Annotated in this window: 17 protein-coding genes; 5 read left to right on the top strand and 12 right to left on the bottom strand. The window is 57.8% G+C overall.

Features of this window, described 5'->3' with window-relative positions:
- Positions 1-7 precede the first annotated feature (7 nt).
- Together HPT27_RS17825 and HPT27_RS17820 are read right to left on the bottom strand one after the other, a co-directional pair.
- Entirely contained in the window at positions 8-1153 is a 1146-nt protein-coding gene (locus HPT27_RS17825; protein WP_328820722.1) for a beta-ketoacyl-ACP synthase III, read from the bottom strand.
- A 99-nt stretch (positions 1154-1252) separates the two neighbouring features.
- Positions 1253-1708: a hypothetical protein gene (locus HPT27_RS17820; RefSeq protein ID WP_172246270.1), complete on the bottom strand. Its 456-nt coding sequence runs from the start codon at positions 1706-1708 to the stop codon at positions 1253-1255.
- A gap of 305 nt (positions 1709-2013) precedes the next feature.
- On the opposite strand from HPT27_RS17820, the gene HPT27_RS17815 reads away from it, so the two are divergent.
- A complete protein-coding gene (locus HPT27_RS17815) occupies positions 2014-2673 on the top strand; it encodes a TetR/AcrR family transcriptional regulator (RefSeq protein WP_172246268.1) in 660 nt (219 codons plus the stop codon).
- A gap of 65 nt (positions 2674-2738) precedes the next feature.
- Here HPT27_RS17815 and HPT27_RS17810 read toward each other — a convergent pair whose 3' ends face one another.
- From HPT27_RS17810 to HPT27_RS17795, 4 genes are all read right to left on the bottom strand, one after another.
- Positions 2739-3935, bottom strand: coding sequence for a CDP-glycerol glycerophosphotransferase family protein (locus tag HPT27_RS17810; protein ID WP_172246266.1), 1197 nt, complete (start codon positions 3933-3935; stop codon positions 2739-2741).
- Positions 3936-4080: 145 nt separating this feature from the next.
- Positions 4081-5586 (bottom strand): parallel beta-helix domain-containing protein, encoded by a 1506-nt coding sequence (locus HPT27_RS17805; RefSeq protein WP_172246264.1) that lies wholly within the window; start codon positions 5584-5586, stop codon positions 4081-4083.
- On the bottom strand, positions 5583-7223 hold the full coding sequence (locus HPT27_RS17800; RefSeq protein ID WP_211198097.1) for a cytochrome-c peroxidase: 1641 nt from the start codon (positions 7221-7223) through the stop codon (positions 5583-5585). The genes HPT27_RS17805 and HPT27_RS17800 overlap by 4 nt, the downstream gene beginning before the upstream one ends.
- Positions 7224-7226: 3 nt before the next feature.
- Entirely contained in the window at positions 7227-7907 is a 681-nt protein-coding gene (locus HPT27_RS17795; RefSeq protein ID WP_172246262.1) for a c-type cytochrome, read from the bottom strand.
- A gap of 247 nt (positions 7908-8154) precedes the next feature.
- Here HPT27_RS17795 and HPT27_RS17790 point away from each other — a divergent pair, with 247 nt between their 5' ends.
- Complete coding sequence (locus tag HPT27_RS17790; RefSeq protein ID WP_172246259.1) at positions 8155-10731, top strand: TonB-dependent receptor; 2577 nt, start codon at positions 8155-8157, stop codon at positions 10729-10731.
- A gap of 153 nt (positions 10732-10884) precedes the next feature.
- Here HPT27_RS17790 and HPT27_RS17785 read toward each other — a convergent pair whose 3' ends face one another.
- The 4 genes from HPT27_RS17785 to HPT27_RS17770 all read right to left on the bottom strand — a co-directional run bounded on the left by HPT27_RS17785 (position 10885) and on the right by HPT27_RS17770 (position 16584).
- On the bottom strand, positions 10885-11604 hold the full coding sequence (locus tag HPT27_RS17785) for a type 1 glutamine amidotransferase (RefSeq protein ID WP_172246257.1): 720 nt from the start codon (positions 11602-11604) through the stop codon (positions 10885-10887).
- Positions 11605-11921: 317 nt separating this feature from the next.
- A complete protein-coding gene (locus HPT27_RS17780) occupies positions 11922-14051 on the bottom strand; it encodes a S8 family serine peptidase (protein WP_172246255.1) in 2130 nt (709 codons plus the stop codon).
- Positions 14052-14240: 189 nt separating this feature from the next.
- Positions 14241-14894 carry a PEP-CTERM sorting domain-containing protein gene (locus tag HPT27_RS17775; RefSeq protein ID WP_172246253.1) on the bottom strand — a complete coding sequence of 218 codons (654 nt, stop codon included), beginning with the start codon at positions 14892-14894 and terminating at the stop codon, positions 14241-14243.
- 373 nt (positions 14895-15267) lie between these two features.
- Positions 15268-16584, bottom strand: coding sequence for a DUF4397 domain-containing protein (locus tag HPT27_RS17770; RefSeq protein WP_172246251.1), 1317 nt, complete (start codon positions 16582-16584; stop codon positions 15268-15270).
- 11 nt (positions 16585-16595) lie between these two features.
- Here HPT27_RS17770 and HPT27_RS17765 point away from each other — a divergent pair, with 11 nt between their 5' ends.
- The 3 genes from HPT27_RS17765 to HPT27_RS17755 all read left to right on the top strand — a co-directional run bounded on the left by HPT27_RS17765 (position 16596) and on the right by HPT27_RS17755 (position 18886).
- Positions 16596-16760: a hypothetical protein gene (locus HPT27_RS17765; RefSeq protein ID WP_172246249.1), complete on the top strand. Its 165-nt coding sequence runs from the start codon at positions 16596-16598 to the stop codon at positions 16758-16760.
- A 357-nt stretch (positions 16761-17117) separates the two neighbouring features.
- Positions 17118-17813, top strand: a complete 696-nt coding sequence (locus tag HPT27_RS17760; protein ID WP_172246247.1) for a substrate-binding periplasmic protein — start codon at positions 17118-17120, stop codon at positions 17811-17813.
- A 281-nt stretch (positions 17814-18094) separates the two neighbouring features.
- Positions 18095-18886, top strand: coding sequence for a substrate-binding periplasmic protein (locus HPT27_RS17755; protein ID WP_172246245.1), 792 nt, complete (start codon positions 18095-18097; stop codon positions 18884-18886).
- A 50-nt stretch (positions 18887-18936) separates the two neighbouring features.
- On the opposite strand, the gene HPT27_RS17750 is transcribed toward HPT27_RS17755, so the two are convergent.
- Both HPT27_RS17750 and HPT27_RS17745 read right to left on the bottom strand, forming a co-directional pair.
- On the bottom strand, positions 18937-19797 hold the full coding sequence (locus tag HPT27_RS17750) for a PA4780 family RIO1-like protein kinase (protein ID WP_172246243.1): 861 nt from the start codon (positions 19795-19797) through the stop codon (positions 18937-18939).
- A 229-nt stretch (positions 19798-20026) separates the two neighbouring features.
- Complete coding sequence (locus tag HPT27_RS17745; protein ID WP_328820728.1) at positions 20027-20635, bottom strand: LicD family protein; 609 nt, start codon at positions 20633-20635, stop codon at positions 20027-20029.
- Positions 20636-20994: the final 359 nt, after the last annotated feature.

Here is a 20994-nt window from a genome sequence, read left to right as displayed (position 1 = left end):
ATCGGGCTCAGCCCGCCCGCAGCAACACGCTGCCGGCCGAATAGCCGGCGCCGAACGAACTGATGAGACCGAGCTCGCCCTTGGCGAACCCGTCGCGGTGGAAGTGGAACGCCAGTATCGAACCGGCCGAGCTGGTGTTGGCATAGCGGTCCAGCACCACCGGCGCTTCGATGCCATCCGGATCGCGCCCGAGCACCTTGCGGGCAATCAGCTGGTTCATGTTCAGATTGGCCTGATGCAGCCAGAGCCGCTTCAGTTGCTCGGGGCGATAGCCCAGTTCGGCGGCATGGCTGACGATGAGCTCAGCCACCATCGGACAGACTTCCTTGAACACCTTGCGACCTTCCTGAACAAACAGCTTGTCGCGGGCATCGCGGGTTTCCGGATGGGTCCGGTTCAGAAAACCGAAATTGTTGCGGATATTGTTCGAGAACTGGGTGATCAACTTGCAGCCGAGGATCTCGAACGGCTGCCTGGCCTTGCTGTCGTCCGCGCGCTCAATCACCACCGCCGAAGCCACATCACCGAAAATGAAATGGCTGTCGCGATCGCGATAATTGACATGGCCCGAACACACTTCCGGATTGACCATCAGCACCCGTTTGGCGCTGCCATTGCGCAGCGCATCGAACGCCGTTTTCAAGCCAAACGTCGCCGACGAACAGGCCACATTCATGTCGAAGGCATAGCCTTTGGTGCCGAGAAAGTGCTGGATTTCCACTGACAAGGCCGGATACGGTCGCGGAAAATTCGACGCCGCGGCGATGACAAAATCGATCTCACCCGGTTCACGACCGGCTTGCCGGAGCGCTTCATTGGCGGCGTTAATCGCCATCTCGCACAGCAGCGACGGCTCGTCATTGCTGCGTTCGGGCAGCCGCGGCGCCATCACGGCCGGGTCGAGTACACCGGCTTTTTCCACGACAAAACGCGACTGGATGCCGGACGCCTTGACGATGAACTCGGCGCTCGATTCCGCCAGCGGCTCCAGCGAGCCGGCGGCAATCGCAGCGGCATTGTCTGCATTCCATTGCCGGACATAGGCATTGAAAGAGCTCACCAGCTCGTCGTTGCTGATGGCGTGTGGCGGGGTATAGACACCGGTGCCGCTGATGACAATGGGAGTCGCGTGATGGGTCGCGTTTGAGGTCACAACAGAAAGTCCCTGACTGGAAAGACTGGTATAGGGTAGCCCGGCTGAGCCGACCGGCATAGGCTTGACAATATCGGCTGGTCGGCGTCGGCCGCGCCGCTAAAAGTGCTTGCTGATCGAAATCATCACCAGCTGCTGGCGAATCTCCCGATCACGAATCCGGTCAAAAGAAAAAAAGGCGGCGGTGTCGCCATCGGCATCGGCCTCGAACAACTCCCAGCCGCGCAGCGTTAACCGGAAGGTCAAAGGCTCTTCACCGGCCAGACCAGACGTGGCGACAGGATTGGCAAACGCAGAGGAATAACGAAGCGACATGCCGGCGATATTGCGGCCTTGCCAATCCAGCGCCAGGCCAACGCGTTCGCTGAGCTGGAGATCATGCTGGTGGTAACCGCCCAGCATCCAATCCGAACCCCACACGGCATCGTTGCCCACGCCGTCTTTGCCAACATCAGCATCGCCAATGCCGGCATAACCAACACCAACACCAATGTCATCGTGGCCGGAACAGACGCCCGCAATTGCCATCAGCACTGCCAGCATGCGCCGTTGCATGATTGACCTCTTCTCGCCGTGCCGAATCCTGACTGGCCGCCGTACACCAAGAGTCCATCTGCATTGAGTATAGGCCCGCCTGCTCAATGTCGTGATGAGCGTCACCACGGAATTTGCAGACAAGCGCCCGGCTCTCAAACTAAACTGCACTAACGACGGTATTTTGATAGCAAACAACACAAGACAGACGGTCACAACGTACCGTCAAGCGCCGATGCCGCTGCCCCGGTGCGAGCGGGCGGATACCGCGTATCGAGCGCAACCGAACCGCAAACTTAGCCACTCGTGAAGATCGATTACACGTCATGACGGATAGTCCAGAAACCAGCCGCGCCCGCCTGCCCAAGCGCGTTGATGGCAAAGCCCGGCGCGAACAGATATTGGCGGCCGCATTGCGCGTCATTGCACGTGATGGCGTGCGCGCCGTGCGCCATCGGGCGGTCGCCAAGGAAGCCGAGGTGCCGCTGTCGGCAACCACCTATTACTTCCGCGATATTCACGAACTGATCGCGGAGGCGTTTCATGCGTTCGCGGAACTGAGCCAGGTCGAAACCGGCAACCTGACCCAGGCCATGGAAGCGGCATTGGCGCGGCTTGCCGATGGCAGCCAGTCGGTGGGCTCGCAGGAGAGCCTGATCGCCGCCGTCACGGCGATTCTGCTCAGTCACATCGACAATCAAGTGAAAGCCGAAGAGCGCCGATTGGTTGAAAATGCCTTTCGCCAGGAAGCGTTGCGCGACCCGCCACTGGCGCAGGCGCTGCACCAGAGCAATCGCGTTACGCTCGCCACCGCCGAGAAATTGCTCGCCGCCGCCGGCAGTGACGATCCGGAAACCGATGCCGAACTGCTGTTCGCCGTCGTGCTGCATCTGGAGTACCGCCGGGTGCTGGCCAAAGACAGTCCGGAAGAACGGCAGAAAACCGCACGCATGGTGCGGCGCTTGTTCGAGAAAATCCTGAAATGAAAAAACGCGGCATTTGCCGCGTTTTTTTCCTTCGAATCTGCCCGCCACAATCCCGTCCGCAGCACCTACTTGACGGTGTAAGCGCGAGTCACAATCCGCTCACATGCGCGGCCATCCTTATGGGCATGAAACAGATTCAACATGCTTTGATGCAGGGCCGAGTTAATTTCCGTCATCGCCAGACCATTCTCCAGCAGTTGCCGCAGTTGCTGGGTCAGCTCTGCGGCCGTGCTGACAATCGGGCCGGGAAACAGGCTGGACAAATCAAACATCATGCCGCGCTCGGCGGTGTACTTTTCATAGTCCCAGAAGTAACCGACTATCGGCCGATTGAGCAGCAGATAATCGATCATGATGCTGGAGTAATCGCTGATCAGGGCGCTGCTGCCGGACAGCACCGCATTGGTATCTTCCCAGCGGCTTGAATTCGCCAGCAGCAGATTCGGCAGGCCGGCAATCAGCTGATCAAATAACGCGTCATCGCGCGGATGCGGCCGAAACGCCAACAGCGCACCATGCGCCTTCATCAAGGCTGACAACTGCTCGCAATCGGCGCGGGTGAGGCCAATGGCCGACTCGTCATAATCGCGCCAGGTAGGGGCATACAGAAACATCGGCCGACCGGCGCGCAGCTCGGCAATTTCCTGTTGGATCTGTTGCTGCCCCCGATCAGCCATCTGGCTATTGATCAGGAAGTCATTGCGTGGAATGCCGGTCACCGCGACCCGGCTGGCGTCAAAGAAATAGGCGCCAGCAAAAAAAGTACGTTCCAGCAAAGACGAAACGCAAAAGGAATGAAAGCCGCCGCCTTCGCGCATCCGCTTTTTCAGGGTGCCACCGTGATAACCGGGGATCAGATTGCCGAGCGCCTTCAACGGAATTCCGTGCCAGACATTGATCAGATTGATGCCGGTCAGCAGCACGTAGCGGCCGTTCAAGCGGACCTTGCTGTTGGCCTGGGTGAACACCACATGTTTGGCGTGCAAACGGGCCTTGGCCTCGGCCCAGGTATGGCCCTTGACCACTTTTATCGCCGGATAGGCCGACAAATCCGGCAGCGGATAGATGCTGTGGTTCAGCACATAAACCGTGGTATCGGGCTGGCTGGCGAGATAATGCGCCAGTGAGCGGATATTGCCTTCGTAGCGATTGGTTTTGCCGATCAGCACGGCCCAGCATTTCTGCTGCCGTGGCACGAACCACCCGGCAACTGTGATCGGAATGCCCCAGGCCAACTCCCGTACCCGATCAAACAATCTCATGGCTGGTGCACTCGGCTGACGCCCCAAAATCAAAGGACGGCCATGATAGCGTGCCGACAAAAGCGGGGCCAAGAAAAGCAGATCAAGAAAAACGGGGCCTGCTGGCCCCGTTTCCCTGTCGAGTAATGCTCAGCTTACGGCCGGGTTATTTGTCGACGGTCAGCATGAACTTGGCGACCTCAAGCCGGGTGGCGGCATCAAGATAGCTTTGCGGCGGCATTGCCGGGAAATCTGGCCGCTTCTTGACCGGGTTGGCAATGTAGTCGGCAATCGCCTGGGCATCGTCGGCATACAGCGCCTGAATGGTCAGCGTCGGCGGGCCGATCATGCGCGCGTTGTAGGCGTGGCAGCCGGCACAAATCGCGAAATACGCCAGCTTGCCCTTGTTGCCGGTATCGGTAGACCGACGTTCGGCCGGCTGCGGCAGCAAATAGCTAGCGACATCATTGGTGTTGGTGCGGGTGCATTCCGTGTAATTGCCAAGACCAATCGAACGGTAGCGGGCACGGTCGATGATGCAGCTGTCTTTGCCACCGCCGACCGCAACAATGTCCGGCGCTTCGGTGGTCAGGTTCAACGTCATCAACGCCTTGATTTCGGTAATCGGCTCGGTGCCGTTGCCGGTCATGATGTTGTTGAGAATCTGAACCCGATCCGGGTTCGGTTCCGATTCCGGATCGGCGGTCACGTTGGCAAACGACGCGTGATCAGTGATCACGATGCCGACGTTCTTGTTGTCGCGAATGATGTTGTTCTCGATGATGACATCATCGGCCGCCATCACCACGATGCCGGTGCCAGCCGGCAAACCCGACACGATCGAACCCGGCGCACCAAAATTCGGATGGTTGTTGCCGGAAATGAAGTTGTTGCGAACAATCACGTCAAACGTGGTCTTGATTGGCAGACCCGGGGTGATGAACACCAGAATGCCACCGGTATTGTCGTAGGCGGTGTTGTTCTCGACCACGGCATGCCGGCTGTTCTCGATCTCGATACCGGCCACGTTGCCAAACACTTCGTTGTGAGCCACATGAATGTTGTCGCACATGCCGACGTAAATCGCGGCATCTTCGATACCGGTCAGCACGTTGTATTCAATCAGGCCGTTCTGACCGAACTGCGGGAAAATGCCGTAAACGCCGGTATCGACAATCCAGTTGTGCCGGATCACGAAGTTGTTGCCGGCCTGGCCCATGATGGCATTACCCTTGTAGTGGGTAATTTTCAGATTCTCGATCCGTATGCCATTGCCGCTGTAGAGAATGGCATCGTTGCGAGTGCCCTCGCCTTCCAGCGTCGGCCATTTGCTGTCACTGATCACGCCGACAATCGCAATGTCATCCTTGTCGATGTAGACAATTTCCTTATAGGTGCCCGGCATCACCCGAATGGTATCGCCCGGTTGCGCGGCCAACACGGCGGCCTGGATGCTCTCGCCATCCTTGACGGTGTGCACCTTGCCAGCGGTCTTCACCTGGTTCAGTGCATTGTCGGCCGTGCCGCCACCGGCGCGGCCGGCGCTGAGCAGCTCATTGGCCGACTCGACCGCAACCGTGCCACGCTGGGCATCAAGACCGCGCTGACCTTGCCAGTAGCCGAGCCCGACGGCCGCTATCAGCAGGAACAGGATCAAAATATTCTTTTTCATTGTTGTGCTCCGTTTGCCGCAAGATTTGCTACTGGGCTTGCTTCAGGTTTTGCTGCTGGCGTTGCTTCAGGGTTTGCTGAAAATCTTGCTGCGGTATTTACTGCAAGTGCCGCCGCGTCTGGTAATGACTGCTCCGCTATTTTTGCGGTGAGAATCTGGGCCTTGGTACTTGGTATTTCATCGCTCTTTTTTTCTGCCGTTGAGCCGGCAACCGCCTGGCCAACCGGCAGCGCCGGGCTCAATCCCGACGGCAACACGCTGGGAACGCGGGGAACAAAGCTCTCATCGGTCAGCGTGCCGAGAAATGCAACGATCTGATCCAGCTCAGCGGCCGACAGCTTTGGCTCCCAGATATGCCAATGCAGCACCAGCTTTTCGTCCGCCGGCACGGCGTGACCGCGCCCCTTGGTATAAAACTCGGCAACGTCATGCAAGGAACCGAATCGTCCTGAATGCATGTAGGGCGCGGTTAACGCGACATTGCGCAAGCTCGGCACTTTAAAACCACCGCGCTGACTGGCGACACCGCTGACGCTGCCGGCACCACCATCAAACGGCAGCCCGTCCGGCTCCGGCGTGCCAATCACGGCGATCTGCTGATTGGTAAACAGCGGCGGTGTGTGGCACTCGGCGCAGCGGGCAACAAAGGACCGGAACACATTCAACCCGGCGATTTCCTGGGCATTCAGGGCATCGTGAAAACCGTGGGCATATTGGTCATAGCGACTGTTCAGCGAAATCAGCGAGCTTTCGAATGCCGCCAACGCACCGTAAACCTGATCCAGCCGAATCTCACCGCCAGCCGAGTCTGGCTCGGCAAACGCTTCCCGAAACAGGCGACGGTAGTGAGTATTGGCATTCAGTGACTTCAGCAGCGCTTCCCGGCTGTTGCCCATTTCATGACCGGCATAAAGCGGTCCCTGCATCTGCTCTTCCAGTGAATGACCACGACCATCCCAAAAGAAGCGCTGCAGAAACGCGACATTCCACAGGCTCGGCGCCGAGCGCGTCACCGCCTGCTGCTTGATGCCAATGCTGTGCGGGCGGCCGTCGCTGAAGCCGCGATCCGGTTGATGGCAACTGGCGCAGGACACCGTACCGTCGGCCGACAGCAACGGATCAAAGAACAGATAGCGACCCAAATCGATTTGCTGCGGCGAGAAACCATCACGTACTGCGGGCAATGCGGTTTTCAAGCCGCCAACGCCGCGATCGGTCAGCGACGAATACTGCTGATACAGGCTGCGAAATTCGCAGCGATTGGCCGGCGTCAATTCAAAACCGGGCGGACAATGTGTTGCCAAGCTGATGGTTGCCGGCGTTGGCGCCACGTCGGCATTCGCGCCGTTATTCACGCTGGCAAAAGCAGGCGCCGCAGAAACTGAATCAGAAGAACCGGAACGCACAGACAGTACCGGCGCTGTCGCGGTCATGCCGGCGTAGATCGTCCACAACAACACACCGGCCGTGCCTGCCAACAGCACGCCGACGCCCGCATTCCGCCAGCGCCGCTGCCTCAGTAGCCGGTTCATGGACAGTTGTTTTATCGACTGAGTTGCCGTCGATTGCGTTGTCAGCGATTGCGTTGCCGCCGATTGTGTTGTCGGCGACTGCGGATTCATGGACTGCTTGCTCATGAACTACGGCGTCCGCGCCATCTGGACAATGTAGGCGGCAACATCGGCGGCCATTTTGTCGTCCGCGATCGCTTTGGTGATCTTGGTCATCTGAATGCCGTACTTGTCGCTGGCATGGCCACCGCGAACTTTATTACGGAAGTGGCTGAACTGACGCTGCAGATATTCTGCACTCTGGCCGGCCAAGCGCGGCGAGTTCAATGCCGGAATGCCCTCTGCCTTGCCGCCGTGACAGGCGGAGCAAATGCCATTGTAGTAATTGCGGCCGACCGTCAAATCGGCACCGGCGGCAACCGCAGCCGGCACTGGCAGCGGGAAGGTCTTGATGCTGGCAATGACCTCGCGCATCGCCTGATCACTGGTGAGCGTGACCACGGCGGCACGCATCACCGCGCCGTCTTTGTCATCCGGATGCACACCGCGAATGCCATCGCGAAAGTGCTGCAGCTGACGCAGCAAATAGACTTCGTCGAGGCCGGCCAACGCCGGCGCCCGCACAGCCGGATTGCCCTCTGCCTGCTTGCCGTGGCAGGTCGCGCAGGCACTGAACGGCGACGTTTCCGCAGCGCCGCTCGTCGCGGACGCAGCTGCCAAGCCGACAGCAGCCAGCATCACCAGCAACCCGGAAAAGGACCGCAGCAAAGCCGGCTTCACGCGCCGGCAACTCAACTGTGACTGGTTCATTTGTGCACTATCTCGCTCTTTAGTACGAGATACTAACGAGCCATGCTTCTCACCGCAAGAGTCAGAAAAACATATTGCGGCGCAGCAATTTTTTCCGTGCAAACAAGGCGTTGGCGCGACCGTCTGGTCTGTCTCCTGCGCAATGGTCTGACCACAATCAATCCGATTGCGCTGGTCCAACCGGCTGGGTTATCAAATGAGGACTTAAGTCCTAATAAAAACAGCAGTACGCTCAGGAGTCTCAGGAATGCATAACAACAAAACCCGCACAACCCCGCCCGCTTCCCTTCGTTTCACCCGCTCTGTCCTGACTCAAGCGCTGATGCTGGCGTTGCTGCCACTGCCGGCAGCCTGGGCTGCCGATGAAGAAGCCACCGAAGAAAGCCACAAAACCGCTGACAACGTCATCGAAGTGACCGCGCAAAAACGCAGCGAACGCATTCAAGACGTGCCGATCACCATGAATGCCTACAACGAGCAGACCACCCGCGATCTCGGTGCCCTGAACATCAAGGATCTCGGCAACATCACGCCGGGTATGGACGCCGACAACCTCTCGGTGACCCAGCCGCGATTCAACCTGCGCGGCATCGGCACCACCGACTTCGGCATTGGTTCGGACCCGGCGGTCGCGGTGTATATCGACGGCGTTTACGTCGGCCGCAGCGGTGCGGCGCAAATGAATTTCAATGACATTTCCCGGGTCGAAATTCTGAAAGGCCCACAAGGCACATTGTTCGGCCGCAACGCCGGTGCCGGCGCCATTCACATCATCACCAAGAAACCTGACACTGAAACCGGCGGCAATCTGCGACTGACGCTCGGCGAATACGGTCGCCAGACCGTCGAAGGCGCAGTCAATCTGTCGAACGGTGACGATGTCCATGCCCGGCTATCGTTTGTCGATCACCATCGCGACGGTTACATCGATCAGGAAGGCAGCGACACGCGGCTCGGCGTTGAAGACAGCAACGGTGCCCGTCTGCAATTGCTGTGGAATGCCAGCGCCGATACCGACGTGCTGTTCCGCGGCGAATTCGAACACACCGCGCAGGATGCCGTGCAAGGTGCCAGCAGCAACTGCGCCATTTCCGAATGCGATCCGTTTGGCACCTATGGCACCGACATTCCGCAAGAAGAAGCCCGTAACCTGTGGGGCGCCAGCGTTGAAGTTGCGCACCGGATGGAAAACAGCGAGTTCACCTCGATCACGGCCTACCGGACTTTCGACAGTCACAACTTTGAAGAGGAAGACGGCAGCAACAGCCCGCGCTTCAATCTCGCCACCAATAACGTGGAAGAGTTCTCGGCATTCAGTCAGGAATTCCGCTGGACCGGCAGCAGCGACAGCTTGAAATGGTCGCTGGGTGCGATGTTCGCCGACGAGCATGCCAAGCAGACGCACAACGTCTGGGCCAATACCGACACGCTGGACACTTTCTTCCTGTTCTCCAGTTTGACCGCAGAACCGCCTTTTGGCCCCGGCTTGCCGATGGACGTAGCTGGCGAAATGATCCCCGGCATTCCGCAAGGGTTTGGCATTGGCGGCTTGTTCTACAGCCTGCAAGATCCCGCCGTTTGGGACGGTGTCGCCACCGCCTTGGGTCTGCCGACCGGCTTGGCCGCCGCGACCGCTTATGGCGTCGCCAATCTGGGCAATCCCTGGCTTGAACAAATGCACGACGAAGGCGATTTCCGCAGCTATGCCGCCTATGCCGACTTCACCTGGTCTGCTACCGATGCGTTGGACATCACGCTCGGTGTCCGCTACACCGTCGACAAGAAAACCTTCGAAGTCAATTCCGCCTATACCAACGCGCTGGATCTGACGGGCGGCACGATTGGCATGGGCACCGTGCTGAATTGCGGTGGTCCGGCGCCGGGCTGTATTGATGCCGGTGGCGGCACCTATGTCTATATTGTCGGCGGCGATCTGAACCTGATTCCGTTGGCGGGTGCACCGACGCCGTTTGGCTTGGTGTTTGCCGAAGAAATTCCGGGCATCAAGAACACCAACGATTGGGACGCCACCACGCCCCGCTTGGTGATTGATTACAAATGGTCGCCGAACGTCATGACGTTCGTCAGCGCCGCCAATGGTTTCAAATCCGGTGGCTTCAACAGCCTCGGTGCCGATGTCGTCAATAACCGTCTGGAAGCGGTCGAGCCGGAAGATATCTGGAACTACGAAGCCGGTCTGAAATCAAGCTGGAACGACAACCGCTTCACCTGGAACCTGTCGTTCTTCCAGTTTGATTACACCGACATGCAACAGCTAGTGCTGTCCGGTACGCCCGGCACGATCCCGACCTACAACATCGGCAATGCTGATGCCGAAGGCGACGGTTACGAAACCGAATTCAGCTGGGAGTTGACCGAAGGCTTCACGCTGCACGGCAACTACTCCAAGCTGAACACCGAAATCACCAAGTACGATGTCAGCCAGTTCCCGGGCCAGACCGAAGATGACAGCCCGGTTGGCGATCCGCTGAGCAACTCGCCGGACAAATGGAATCTGGGTTTCACCTATCAAGCCGATTTGGGTAGCGGCGATATCGTCTGGTATCTCAACAACACCCACACCGGCAGCCAAATCAGCCGACTCGGTGGCTACGATGCGGAAATTGGTGGCTATGATCTGGTCAACACCCGGCTGAGTTACATGCCGAGCAGCAGCGGCTGGGAACTGGCGCTGGAAGTGCAAAACCTGCTCGACGAAGAATATGCCATCAGCATCGGCGGTCTGGGCGATCAGCTGGGCTCGCCGCTGGTTCGTCGTGGCAAGCCGCGCATGGTCTCGGTCAGCGCCAATATCACGTTCTGATATTTGCGTTCTGTAGAAAAACCAAGGGCCGCGATGCGGCCCTTGGTTTTTCTGGGGTTTCTGGTTTTTTTGGCGCTGCAGGTTTTCTGGGATTCCGTTTTTTTAGATCGCCTGGTCAGCAAGAGAACAAGCTATTTTGCCAGTCGCCTCTCATCAAGCCAGCGCCTGAATCCAGGCGTGGTAAATGCGCTCGGCCACGCGCTGGCTTGCCGTTAGCTTGGCATCCAATTCCGCCAGTATCGCCTCGCCCTGCTGCACGCTGCTGACCGCCGCGCAGGCATCGATTTCGTCATGGTGATGTTCAAGCCACAGCCGCAGCTTCTCGGCTTTGATTTCGCAATGAAACTGCATGCCGAAATGGATGCCGTCGATCACGTAAGCCTGATGCGGACAGGCCGCCGTTTCGGCCAACCAGTTGGCTCCGGCGGGAATCGCGAAGCTTTCGCCATGCCACTGAAACAGCGGCAAGATCTTGCTTGCACCAAACCAGCGGGCACTGTCCGGATGCGATCTGACGGCAATCTCACTCCAACCGATTTCCGGCTGCGGCGAGGCCTGCACCGACGCGCCCAGCGCCTTCGCCAGCAGCTGTCCACCGAGGCAATGACCAATCACCGGAACGTTCGTCTGCACCGCATCGCGTGCCAGCTGAATTTGTTGATCAAGCCACGGTAATGTCGCGCCGTCATTGGCACTCATCGGCCCGCCGAGCAGGCAAATACCGGCGTAATCGACGGCACGCAGCGGCACCGGCTCGCCACGATCCATCCGGCGCAGCTCGATGGCAATACCTTCCCGATTCAGGAAATCGAGAAAGTAGTCCGGCGTGTCATGCCAAGCTTGTTGAATGATCAGAACCGGTTTGGTCGCCATGCGTGGAAAGTGGCTTGTAGTGGGAATCGATGATTCAGTATGAGCCCAAATTGGCGCCAGCGACAACGGTGGAGCCAGACGTGCGTGCACGAATCATTGCCGCGCCGAGGTCGATGGTTCGGTCGGGGCTTGCGTCAGTCACATGCGTCGGCCATGGCCGCCACCATGCACGGGCAAGACCAGGTGAAGCCAGCCAAGCGGCCGACGCCGATCAACGTAGCAAAGACAGGTTCAAGTCCGAGCAATGCGATTTTTCAGCACAAAAAAACGCGCGACCCGAGTCGCGCGTTTTTCCTGTTGCCGTTCGTCGTAACACATCAATTCTGGAAGGTAATCTTCCAGCTGTCGATATAGCCACTGTCGAGGAAGGCGTTATCCGACACCCGCAATTTCCAGACGCCCTGCGACTCTTCGGCGCCGACATCAATGTTGTAAATCGCATTGATGTTGTCCTGCGAACCGCCGCTCTGGTTGTGCAGATTGAATACCGTACCCGATGGCGAAACCAAATCGACAATCAAGTCACCAATCCAGGTATGGACGATATTGACCGCCACTTTCACCGTGCCGGACGGACCGCTGCGGCTGACATTGATCGGGCTCTCGACACCGGCCGGATCATCATCCGGAATCGGATAATCGGCGGTGTTTTCAAAGCTCGGTCCGGTGGGGCCGGCGATGTCGTAATTGGCGACCAGGCTGGCGCCGCTGTAAGCGGTAAAACCGACCAGCGACACGTAATACACCCCGGTAGTCGGAATCGAGAACGCGCAGCTTTCATTGTTGCCGTTCAGGTACGGCCGGCAATCGAAGGTATCTGCGGTCGGTTCGGCACCGAAGCGGACATACAGATCGGCATCGCCGGTGCCGCCGGCCAAGGTGAAGCGCAGATTCTCGGCATTGGCCGGTACTTTCAGCTTGAACTTGCGCACGCTGTCAGCGGCGCCACTCAAGCCTGTTACCGGCACGCCACGGGTCAGGTAGGGGTTGGCAACCGGGCCCACTTTGACCAGCTTGGTGCTTTGGCTGGACGAACCGCGCGCATCCGTCACTTGCAGCACCGCCGAATACTCACCCGCACTGGGATAGGTATGCCGCGGCTTGACCTCGGTCGAACTCGTGCCATCACCGAAATCCCACAACCGCGACACAATCGCATCGCCATTCGGGTCCGTTGATTTGTCGGTAAACAACACTTGCAGCGGACTGCTGGTCAGCACAGTCGGCGTGAACGCCGCATGCGGCGGCAGGTTGCCGGTTTGCGCATAATCCAGCGCAGCCGCCAGATCGACCCGACCGTTACCGTAAACATTGTCGAACCCTGATGTACCCAAATCGGTTGCCGTCAGCTCGATGATGTTTTCGAGTTGATCATTGCTCAGTGCGGGATTGGCCGCCAACAAACCGGCTGCGACACCGGACACATGCGGCGTCGCCATCGATGTGCCGGACATCGTCGTGGTACCACCACCACGCCGCGCCGACAGCACGCTGACGCCGGGCGCCACGACATCCAGTTCAGGACCGCGCTGCGAGAAACTGGCGATGGCATCATTGGTATCGGTCGCACCGACTGCCACGACAAACGGGTAATGCGCCGGATAACCAATCGGCACAGACGGACCATCGTTACCGGAAGCGGCGACCAGCAACACGCCCGCATCATGCGCAGCCAGATAGGCCGCCTCTTCCACCGGTGTGCTGGAACTGCCGCCATAACTCATCGAGAAAATCTTGGCGTTTTTGCTCAGGCACCAATCGAGACCTTCGAGAATGTCTTCGTCAGTCGCAGTGCCACCGGCGCCAAACACCGCTGCGATATACAAACTGGCATTCGGTGCAACACCGACCACGTCGGCGCCATTCATTGCCGCAGCGATAGTGCCGGCAACGTGGGTACCGTGACCGTGGGTATCGGACGGGTCATTGCTGCCGGACCCGACGGTACTGATGCCTTCAACAAAATTGGGCACCAAATCCGGGTGGGTCAGATCAATGCCGGTATCAATGATGCAGACCTTGCTGCCAACGCCGGTGCTGACCGGCCACGCATCCGGCGCCCGCACTTTGGCGATGCCGTAAGGAATGGTGTCGGCAAAAACCCGGGTCTCAAGCAGCTTCTTGGTGCCAACCGGCGACACCTGATAACCCGCCGCTGTCAGTTCCGCCACTTGGGCCGTGGTCAGATCGGCAAAGCTGATGGGCGCCAGCTTTTGCAGCTGCTTTTCACTCTGGACACCAACCGCAGCCAGCTTGCTGGATGCCTTGCGCTGCAGATCGGCAACGCTTGCTGCGACCGGCGCATTCTTCTTCATTGCGCCGCTGACCGTTGCCGGCGCCTTTGGCGCCAGGATCATGTAACGCAGGGGTTTATCAGCCGCGTGCAGGCAGGCGCTGCCAAGCAGTACCGCTGCGCTCAGGGCTGATAGCACAAATTTCTGTTTCATGGGTTCATCCTCAAACGTAGAGTCATTCGCACGTCGATAGGAGCGCGCCACACATCCATGCGTCGACGTCATCATCCTGTTGGCGTCGCATCGTTCGAGCACAACTCATACCGCCGCTACGGGGCCAGCCGCAGAAACATCGCTCGGTTATTGCTGAAGCTTTCTTGATATTCGGCAATCCGACCGCGTTCAAGCCCGGCGCAGACGACGCCCCGCCAAGGCCAGCACGGCAAAACCCATCAAGGCAAGGCCAGTCGGTTCGGGCACTTCAGTGAGCGTCAACTCAAACGCCAGATCAGCGTCATACCAATAGTTCCAGCTTTGCGAATACACGTCATCAAACTGGCCGCCGTTGTTCAGATAAACCAGATCGCCTGCCAGATAACCATCTTCCTCCAGAGAGCCGACCCAGGCTTCCGAATCCGGTTGACCGATCTGTGAATAGCTGGTGGTCAAAAAGAAAATATAATCGCTGAACTGATTGAGATAGACCGACAGTGATGACAGATCAAAACGGGCATAGCTGCCGCTGCCGTCGGAGCTGTACTGCCCCAGAAACTCGCCGGTGCCAGCAACGGCTTTCTCGCCATCCCACTGCGCCAGGTAGACCTGGAACTCAACCGCCTGACCGACCAGATCATCACTCAGGTAAAACGCCAGTTGGCTGAGGTAATTGTCAGAACCGGTATTAAAGGTCTGGCCGATGGTCGCGGTATTGGGCCGGCCGAACGGAAAGGTTCCATGCTCGCCATCCCAGCCACTGACGGTTTCGATCAGCGACGCCTGTGAAGCCGACGCCCCGACCAGCAGCAATGCCGATAACAGTGCCTTATGTTTTTTCATAAACCCTGCTCCTTTGCTTATGCACCGCAACAATGCGGCACTCAAGTGCAACAAGATTCGTGCCGCTTTGGCAAAGCGCTGATTTGGCTGCAAATAAAATTTGGCGTAACGACGCGCAGTGGTTGCGCTGTAAGAAATGCCGAATCATTGTATCGGCGTGTATTCGGCGCCGTACAAAACCGCACAACAGCCGCGCCGTTCCGGTGCGTGGCTTTTTGCGTTCAGCACCTGGGACAGCGACGCGCTGCGTATCGCCTCAATACGCAGAGAGCACAAAATGAAAACGCAACCCCCAGCACCAGCCAGAGGTTGCGTGATGAGTGACTCAATTTGTCACGCGATGGAAAAGCACCATGCGTTTGCACCGAAGCGATCAGCGATCCTTGTTCAACAAAACAATCGCACTGTCTGTATCACCCAACACAAACAGGGAATAGACGCCACCACTGAGGATGCTGACGTTGCTGGTATAGCTGGTAAATGCCGTGGCGGGAGAGGTCAGGTCCAGACGGGTGGTACCCGCAGTGATGCCAGAATAGACCGACGACTTGCCAAAATTGATTTCCGAAAAGAGATTGGCGTAGTTGGCGCTCAGCGACAGTCCGGCAGCGGACACGGCGCCATTGACCAGACGAATTTTGGCCCCGGAACTGGGTAGCTGATTGTTGTCGGTCAGCACGGTTACCGCTGCGTCATTTTCGGTGTTGCCGTAGGCCAGCACGGTATAGTCACCGCCACTGTTGAAACTGGCGACAGGCAGTGACGACACTGCAGTGTCACCGACCTCAACGCTGTAATAGCTGGTATTGGCCGGAACCAGGCTATAGCCACCAATGGATGGCGCGGTAACGCTGTTCAAGCTGCTGTCGCCAACCGTGACGTTCACCGCCAGGTTGCTGGTTTCGCCAGCCGGAAATGCCGCGATGACCCGCACCCGGGCGGTATCATTGCGGTGCAAGGCCACCGCACCACCCTGCTCGATCAGCGCGCCATCAACCAGCGCACCGCCGGAGGTTGGCGTCAACATCAGCGATTGAATCGTCGTGCTTGCCAGACTCACCGAAGTCAGCTTCAGGCGCACGTCGTTGGGCTTGTTGCTGGCAGTAACCACAATATCGTACGTGCCGGCAGAAATGGCATTGGTCAAACTGGTGCTTGCGGCTGACACGCTGGAGAAAGTCGGGGTCAGATCGGTGATGTCGGTATCCGGCTCGACCACATAAACGTCCAGCGAACCGGCATCAGAACCGGCATTGATGACGGTGAAATAGGCATAACCACTGGACGGTTCATCCGTGTCATCGGTCAGTTTCCACAACTTGATCAGGCCACCACGCTCAAAGGCAACGATGGAGTATTCCTCGTCTTCGGTCAGGCTCAGTGAGGATGTGCTTGACGTGGACAAGCTGGCACCGGCCGAACTGGCCACGATGGAATAGCTCGTGACATCAAGGGTTTTGTAACTGCTGGCCGCGCCACTGGCAACGGCCGTGGCAATGGTGCTTTCGGTGTCGCCATCATCGACCGTCAACTGCAGATCGCTCGCCGAGGTCAGATTGACCAGTCGCACGGATGCCGTGCTTGAGTCCTCACCGTCGTCGCTGCCACTGATATCTTCCAGCTTGCAGCCAACGATTGAAAATGAAGCCAATGCGAGAAGCATTGCGTAGGAAAAGAAACGCCTGTTCATGGAAAACCTCTGTGGGCACGCAAAGTGAACGAACACCGAAAAAAAACGAAGCTGTCATGTTTTTGGTCGCACTCGCGCCGGTGCGGCAAGTGCTAGAGAACAACGTGGTCATCGACAGCGCTGCTTGGAGAGAACTCGCGGTTGTCAGTTCCGGCGTTTCAGTGCGCCGCGCCTGACATCACATTTGCTCCGCATTTGCGTGCATTTTTGCAGCAAGTATGTGCAGCCCTTGCAGCCAAGGACGCGCCATAATGGCGATGAAAGGCATGGCGGCAGACGCGCCATTCCTAGCTGCAGCACCGCGCTCCGCACCGGTTCACGCAGGTCCGCCGGACTCCGTTCATTCGACTGATGGCACGTAAAAGTCGGCTATCCTGTAGCCAATCAGCTCTCCGCCGTGATCGTTGCCATCATGGTAGGACTGGGCTCCTGTTCGGTCCTCGCACCGGGAAACCCGCATGTTCAGTCGTCAGCCACCCCGCTTTCGCCCGAGACTTGCCCTCGTGCTCGTACCTGCGTTGGCTGTCCTGTGGATGAGCAACGCCGCAGCGATCGAGGCATTACCACCGCTACATGTGGTCTTTGGTGAAGAAGCGACCCAAGACCAGTGCAAAGGCATGGCGCAGCAGGTGTTGGAAGAAGCGCTGAGCAAACGTGCCGGCATCGCGTTTGATTGCGAGGCCATGCCATGGGAACGGGCGCAATTGATGGTGAAAGGTGGCGAGCGCGACGCATTTGTCACCACCAAAACGGCTGAACGAGCCAGCTATACCGTGGCCGGCAATGAACCGGTGCTGACCTACCGCATGGTCATGTTCACCAGCGCGACTCACCCCAAGCTGGCGGCGCTACGCGAGATCAAGACGCTGGCAGATGTACTGCCCTACCAGGTCCTTACTTACCGTGGCGATGGCTGGGCCAAAAACAATTTGCTGCCGGCCGGCATCAAGGTGGAGCTATCGGAAGGCCCGAGCGCGGTGTTGAAAAAAATTGCCGCCGGCCGAGGTGATTTGTTCTTCCAGACCGACTGGGACACGCGTCAGCAAATCAAGCGCATGAATCTCGACAAACTCGTGATCGAACTGCCACAGGAATTCGGAACAGCTTACTTCTATCTGATGATTGGCAAAAACTCGCCTTACGTGAAGATGCTGGCAAAGATTGATGCCCAAATACTGGCAATGAAAAAAGACGGCAGTTGGGAACGCATTTATCAGCAAGCCCGGTAGCGAAGGCTACCTACCCTACTCCAACTCACCGTTTGCGGCCTGTTCGCGCATAGCCGCGTGTACCGAAGCAAACAGCTAAAAGCCAGCAAACTACCTGTAGGAAACCGCCCAACAATCGGCATTCATGCACACTCAGGCGCAGGATCTACGGATGGCGGGAACCTCCACCCGATTGATGCCAGACGGGAAATGTCGGCTATTCTCTAAGGCATCCGGATGTCAAACGTTCGGGCTTGCGCGTTCTGAACAGGTCTAGCCTGCAGAGTGCTTGAGAGACTCAGATGGTTGGTTCTACCCGCTTTCACTGTCGCATCCTTCGCCGTAGCTTGGTAGTCGGCGGGCTGGTGACGGCTTGTCTGACACTCAACGCCGCGTTGGCCGCAGATACTGCGTCGTCTCCAGCATTGTCACCGCTCCGGCTCGTCTTCGGTGAAGAGGCCTCGCAGGATCAATGCCGGGGCATGTCCGCACAGGTGCTGGAGGAGGTACTGAGCAAACGTCTAGGTATTGAATTTAGTTGCGAGACATTGCCTTGGCCACGCGCCCAACTGATGGTGAAAGATGGCGAACGCGATGCCTTTCTTAGTACTCGCACCGATGAGCGTGCCAGCTATTCGGTTTCAAGCAACGAACCGGTTCTGACCTATCGGATGCGGCTATTCACCAGCCGTCTGCACCCACAACTGCAGACGTTGCGTGAAGTCAAAACGCTGGCAGATTTGCAGCCCTTTGTCGCGCTGACCTATCGTGGTGATGGTTGGGCAAAAAAACATCTGGTGCCGGCTGGCATCAGGATCGAGTGGTCTGAAAGCCCTGGCACCGTGCTGAGAATGCTCGCGGCTGGCCGCGGCGATTTTTATGTTCAAACCGACCTCGACACCGAATTACAGATCCGCCGGATGAAACTGGACAATCGTCTAATCAGCCTGCCGCAGGAATTTGGCACCGCTGAGATTTACCTGATGATAGGTAAGACGTCACCGTATGTGGACAAGCTGCCGGCTATCGACGCGGCCTTGCAGGTAATGAAGAAAGATGGCAGCTGGCAGCGGATCTATCAACAGGTCAAATAAGTCGCAGATGGAGCAGACCGCTGGAAAAATCGACAGCATATAGAAAGAGCTTATTCCGAATCGCTGGCTGCGGCCTGTTCGCGCGCGCGCCGGTCCAGCTCCTCCTCGCGGGCGGCGTCGATAACCGCCAAAATACTGTCTAGATCGGCCAAATCAGTGCGTTGTTCAAACTGTCCGGTCAACACGGAATCGGGTTTCAGCTTGCCCTTCTCGAACAGCGTCCACATTTCGTTGGCGTAATCTGTCGTCAACAATTCAGGCGCGCTGCGGCCGAAATAGTCGCGCATATTGGCGACGTCACGTTCCAGCATCATCTTGGCTTTATTGTTGCCAGCCGCATTGACCGCCTGCGGCAAATCGATGATTACCGGACCGCTGGCACCAACCAGAATATTGAACTCGGACAGATCGCCGTGCACCAGGCCGGCGCATAACATGCGCACGACGTCGGCGATTATACGGCCATGAAAATCGCGCGCGTCGACCTCGCTCAGCACGACATCATTCAACCGTGGCGCGGCATGGCCGTCGGCATCGGCGACCATTTCCATGATCAGCACGCCGTGATCGAACGCATACGGCGTCGGTACCCGCACCCCGGCATCCGCTAGCCGATACAGCGCATCGACTTCCGCACTGAGCCATTCCTCTTCCCGCTCTTTCTGGCCAAACCGGGTGCCTTTGGCCATGGCGCGGGCGCGCCTGCTGTTCCGCACCGTGCGGCCTTCCTGATACAGCGCCGCCTGCTTGAAACTGCGTTTGTTGGCTTCTTTGTAGACTTTGGCACAGCGAACCGATTCGCCGCAGCGCACCAGATAGACCTGCGCTTCCTTACCACTCATCAGCTGGCTGATGACGTCATCGATCATGCCGTCTTCGAACAACGGCTGCAGGCGTTTGGGGATTTTCATGGTTGGCAGTATACAGGCGGGCCCGCCTGATCGGTCCGATAGCACAGCAATGGCCTGCGCACGCGAACAGCGTCCCATCGGGTTGCGAATGCAATTTCTGTCATTGGATGCAATACCGTAGCCCAATACAACCTGAGCGAAAATTGCGACACGAATTGCCGACATGAGAGCCGGCCCTGCAGGTATTCAGCAGGTCAGCGCCACGCTGGCAGTGTCAGGCAAAGCGTTTCTAAGGATTCTTGCGCAGGGCATTATCATCCTTGGTGATATCCCAGTCCTGCCGCGGCACCCGCCAATTGCCGTAGCGATAAGTCAAATATCCATCGGTGTCCTTGGGGCAGCGATAGATCTGGCCGTCGAACGCCAGCTCTGCCAACTCATCAAAGAATGCGACTGGCACGGAATAGATAGTTGTTTTCCGTTTCGGCCGACACACCCAGCAATAACGGTCGCCGACACGGTGCTGAACAAATATGTCCAACAAAATGGGACCCCGGAAAAAGAAAAACCGCTTGTTGTATACCTTGATAATGCGCGGAAGACCTTCAAGCAGCGGCTCCGGCGACTCCTTGGTATAGCAGACCTCAACAACAAAGCCCGCCTTTTCCAGTGAATCCAGCTGCTGAATCAGCCGCGCCGCATCGGCACTGGTCACCGAGATATCGACATCATTGTCCCATGGCAGCAAACGGTTCTCGCGAACGATGCCAAGCAGAGTGCCACTATCAAGCCAACTGGTAATCTGCATATCACGCAGCAACTGCGACACCTTGGCTAACATTGCCTGCGCAATCTTGGCATTTTTTCCGGTCAGCTTTACATCACTTGTCATTGTCACTTCCAAATAGTAATCGTGCCGTTTGACGGCCACCGGCTTTGACGATTCACCATCGCAGTGTTTCGTGAGCCCAATTCACAGCGCATGGTCGTAAGCGCTCAGTTCTGATCTGCGCCGTTGCCAACAATGGCAGTTCAGACGCGGCCAAATGGAGCCTAAGCCTTGAAAATTCACCGACCTTGACGCTGCCTGCATCCGCAAACCCTGCAGAACAAACCCTTCAGGCCAACCCCAGCTCGCGCGAAAAGCAGCCAAAGGCCGCCGTTCAATCACACCGTTATTGTCGCCGAATGCCGCACAACCGGTACAGCGCCAAGGTGCGCTACCTTACTCGACTGCAACAGCCACAAACAAGCATA

Origin of the sequence: Permianibacter fluminis (assembly GCF_013179735.1) — a bacterium.
GTDB classification, from domain to species: domain Bacteria; phylum Pseudomonadota; class Gammaproteobacteria; order Enterobacterales; family Permianibacteraceae; genus Permianibacter; species Permianibacter fluminis.
The sequence above is the reverse complement of the archived record's forward strand: the minus strand, read 5'-3'. Positions and strand labels throughout refer to the sequence as shown.

Excerpts from the sequence above, each read along its gene's own strand:
- HPT27_RS17820 (WP_172246270.1), bottom strand. The coding sequence starts at position 1,708 with ATGCAACGGCGCATGCTGGCAGTGCTGATGGCAATTGCGGGCGTCTGT.
- HPT27_RS17815 (WP_172246268.1), top strand. The coding sequence starts at position 2,014 with ATGACGGATAGTCCAGAAACCAGCCGCGCCCGCCTGCCCAAGCGCGTT.
- HPT27_RS17810 (WP_172246266.1), bottom strand. The coding sequence starts at position 3,935 with ATGAGATTGTTTGATCGGGTACGGGAGTTGGCCTGGGGCATTCCGATC.
- HPT27_RS17805 (WP_172246264.1), bottom strand. The coding sequence starts at position 5,586 with ATGAAAAAGAATATTTTGATCCTGTTCCTGCTGATAGCGGCCGTCGGG.
- HPT27_RS17800 (WP_211198097.1), bottom strand. The coding sequence starts at position 7,223 with ATGAGCAAGCAGTCCATGAATCCGCAGTCGCCGACAACACAATCGGCG.
- HPT27_RS17795 (WP_172246262.1), bottom strand. The coding sequence starts at position 7,907 with ATGAACCAGTCACAGTTGAGTTGCCGGCGCGTGAAGCCGGCTTTGCTG.
- HPT27_RS17790 (WP_172246259.1), top strand. The coding sequence starts at position 8,155 with ATGCATAACAACAAAACCCGCACAACCCCGCCCGCTTCCCTTCGTTTC.
- HPT27_RS17785 (WP_172246257.1), bottom strand. The coding sequence starts at position 11,604 with ATGGCGACCAAACCGGTTCTGATCATTCAACAAGCTTGGCATGACACG.
- HPT27_RS17780 (WP_172246255.1), bottom strand. The coding sequence starts at position 14,051 with ATGAAACAGAAATTTGTGCTATCAGCCCTGAGCGCAGCGGTACTGCTT.
- HPT27_RS17775 (WP_172246253.1), bottom strand. The coding sequence starts at position 14,894 with ATGAAAAAACATAAGGCACTGTTATCGGCATTGCTGCTGGTCGGGGCG.
- HPT27_RS17770 (WP_172246251.1), bottom strand. The coding sequence starts at position 16,584 with ATGAACAGGCGTTTCTTTTCCTACGCAATGCTTCTCGCATTGGCTTCA.
- HPT27_RS17760 (WP_172246247.1), top strand. The coding sequence starts at position 17,118 with ATGAGCAACGCCGCAGCGATCGAGGCATTACCACCGCTACATGTGGTC.
- HPT27_RS17755 (WP_172246245.1), top strand. The coding sequence starts at position 18,095 with ATGGTTGGTTCTACCCGCTTTCACTGTCGCATCCTTCGCCGTAGCTTG.
- HPT27_RS17750 (WP_172246243.1), bottom strand. The coding sequence starts at position 19,797 with ATGAAAATCCCCAAACGCCTGCAGCCGTTGTTCGAAGACGGCATGATC.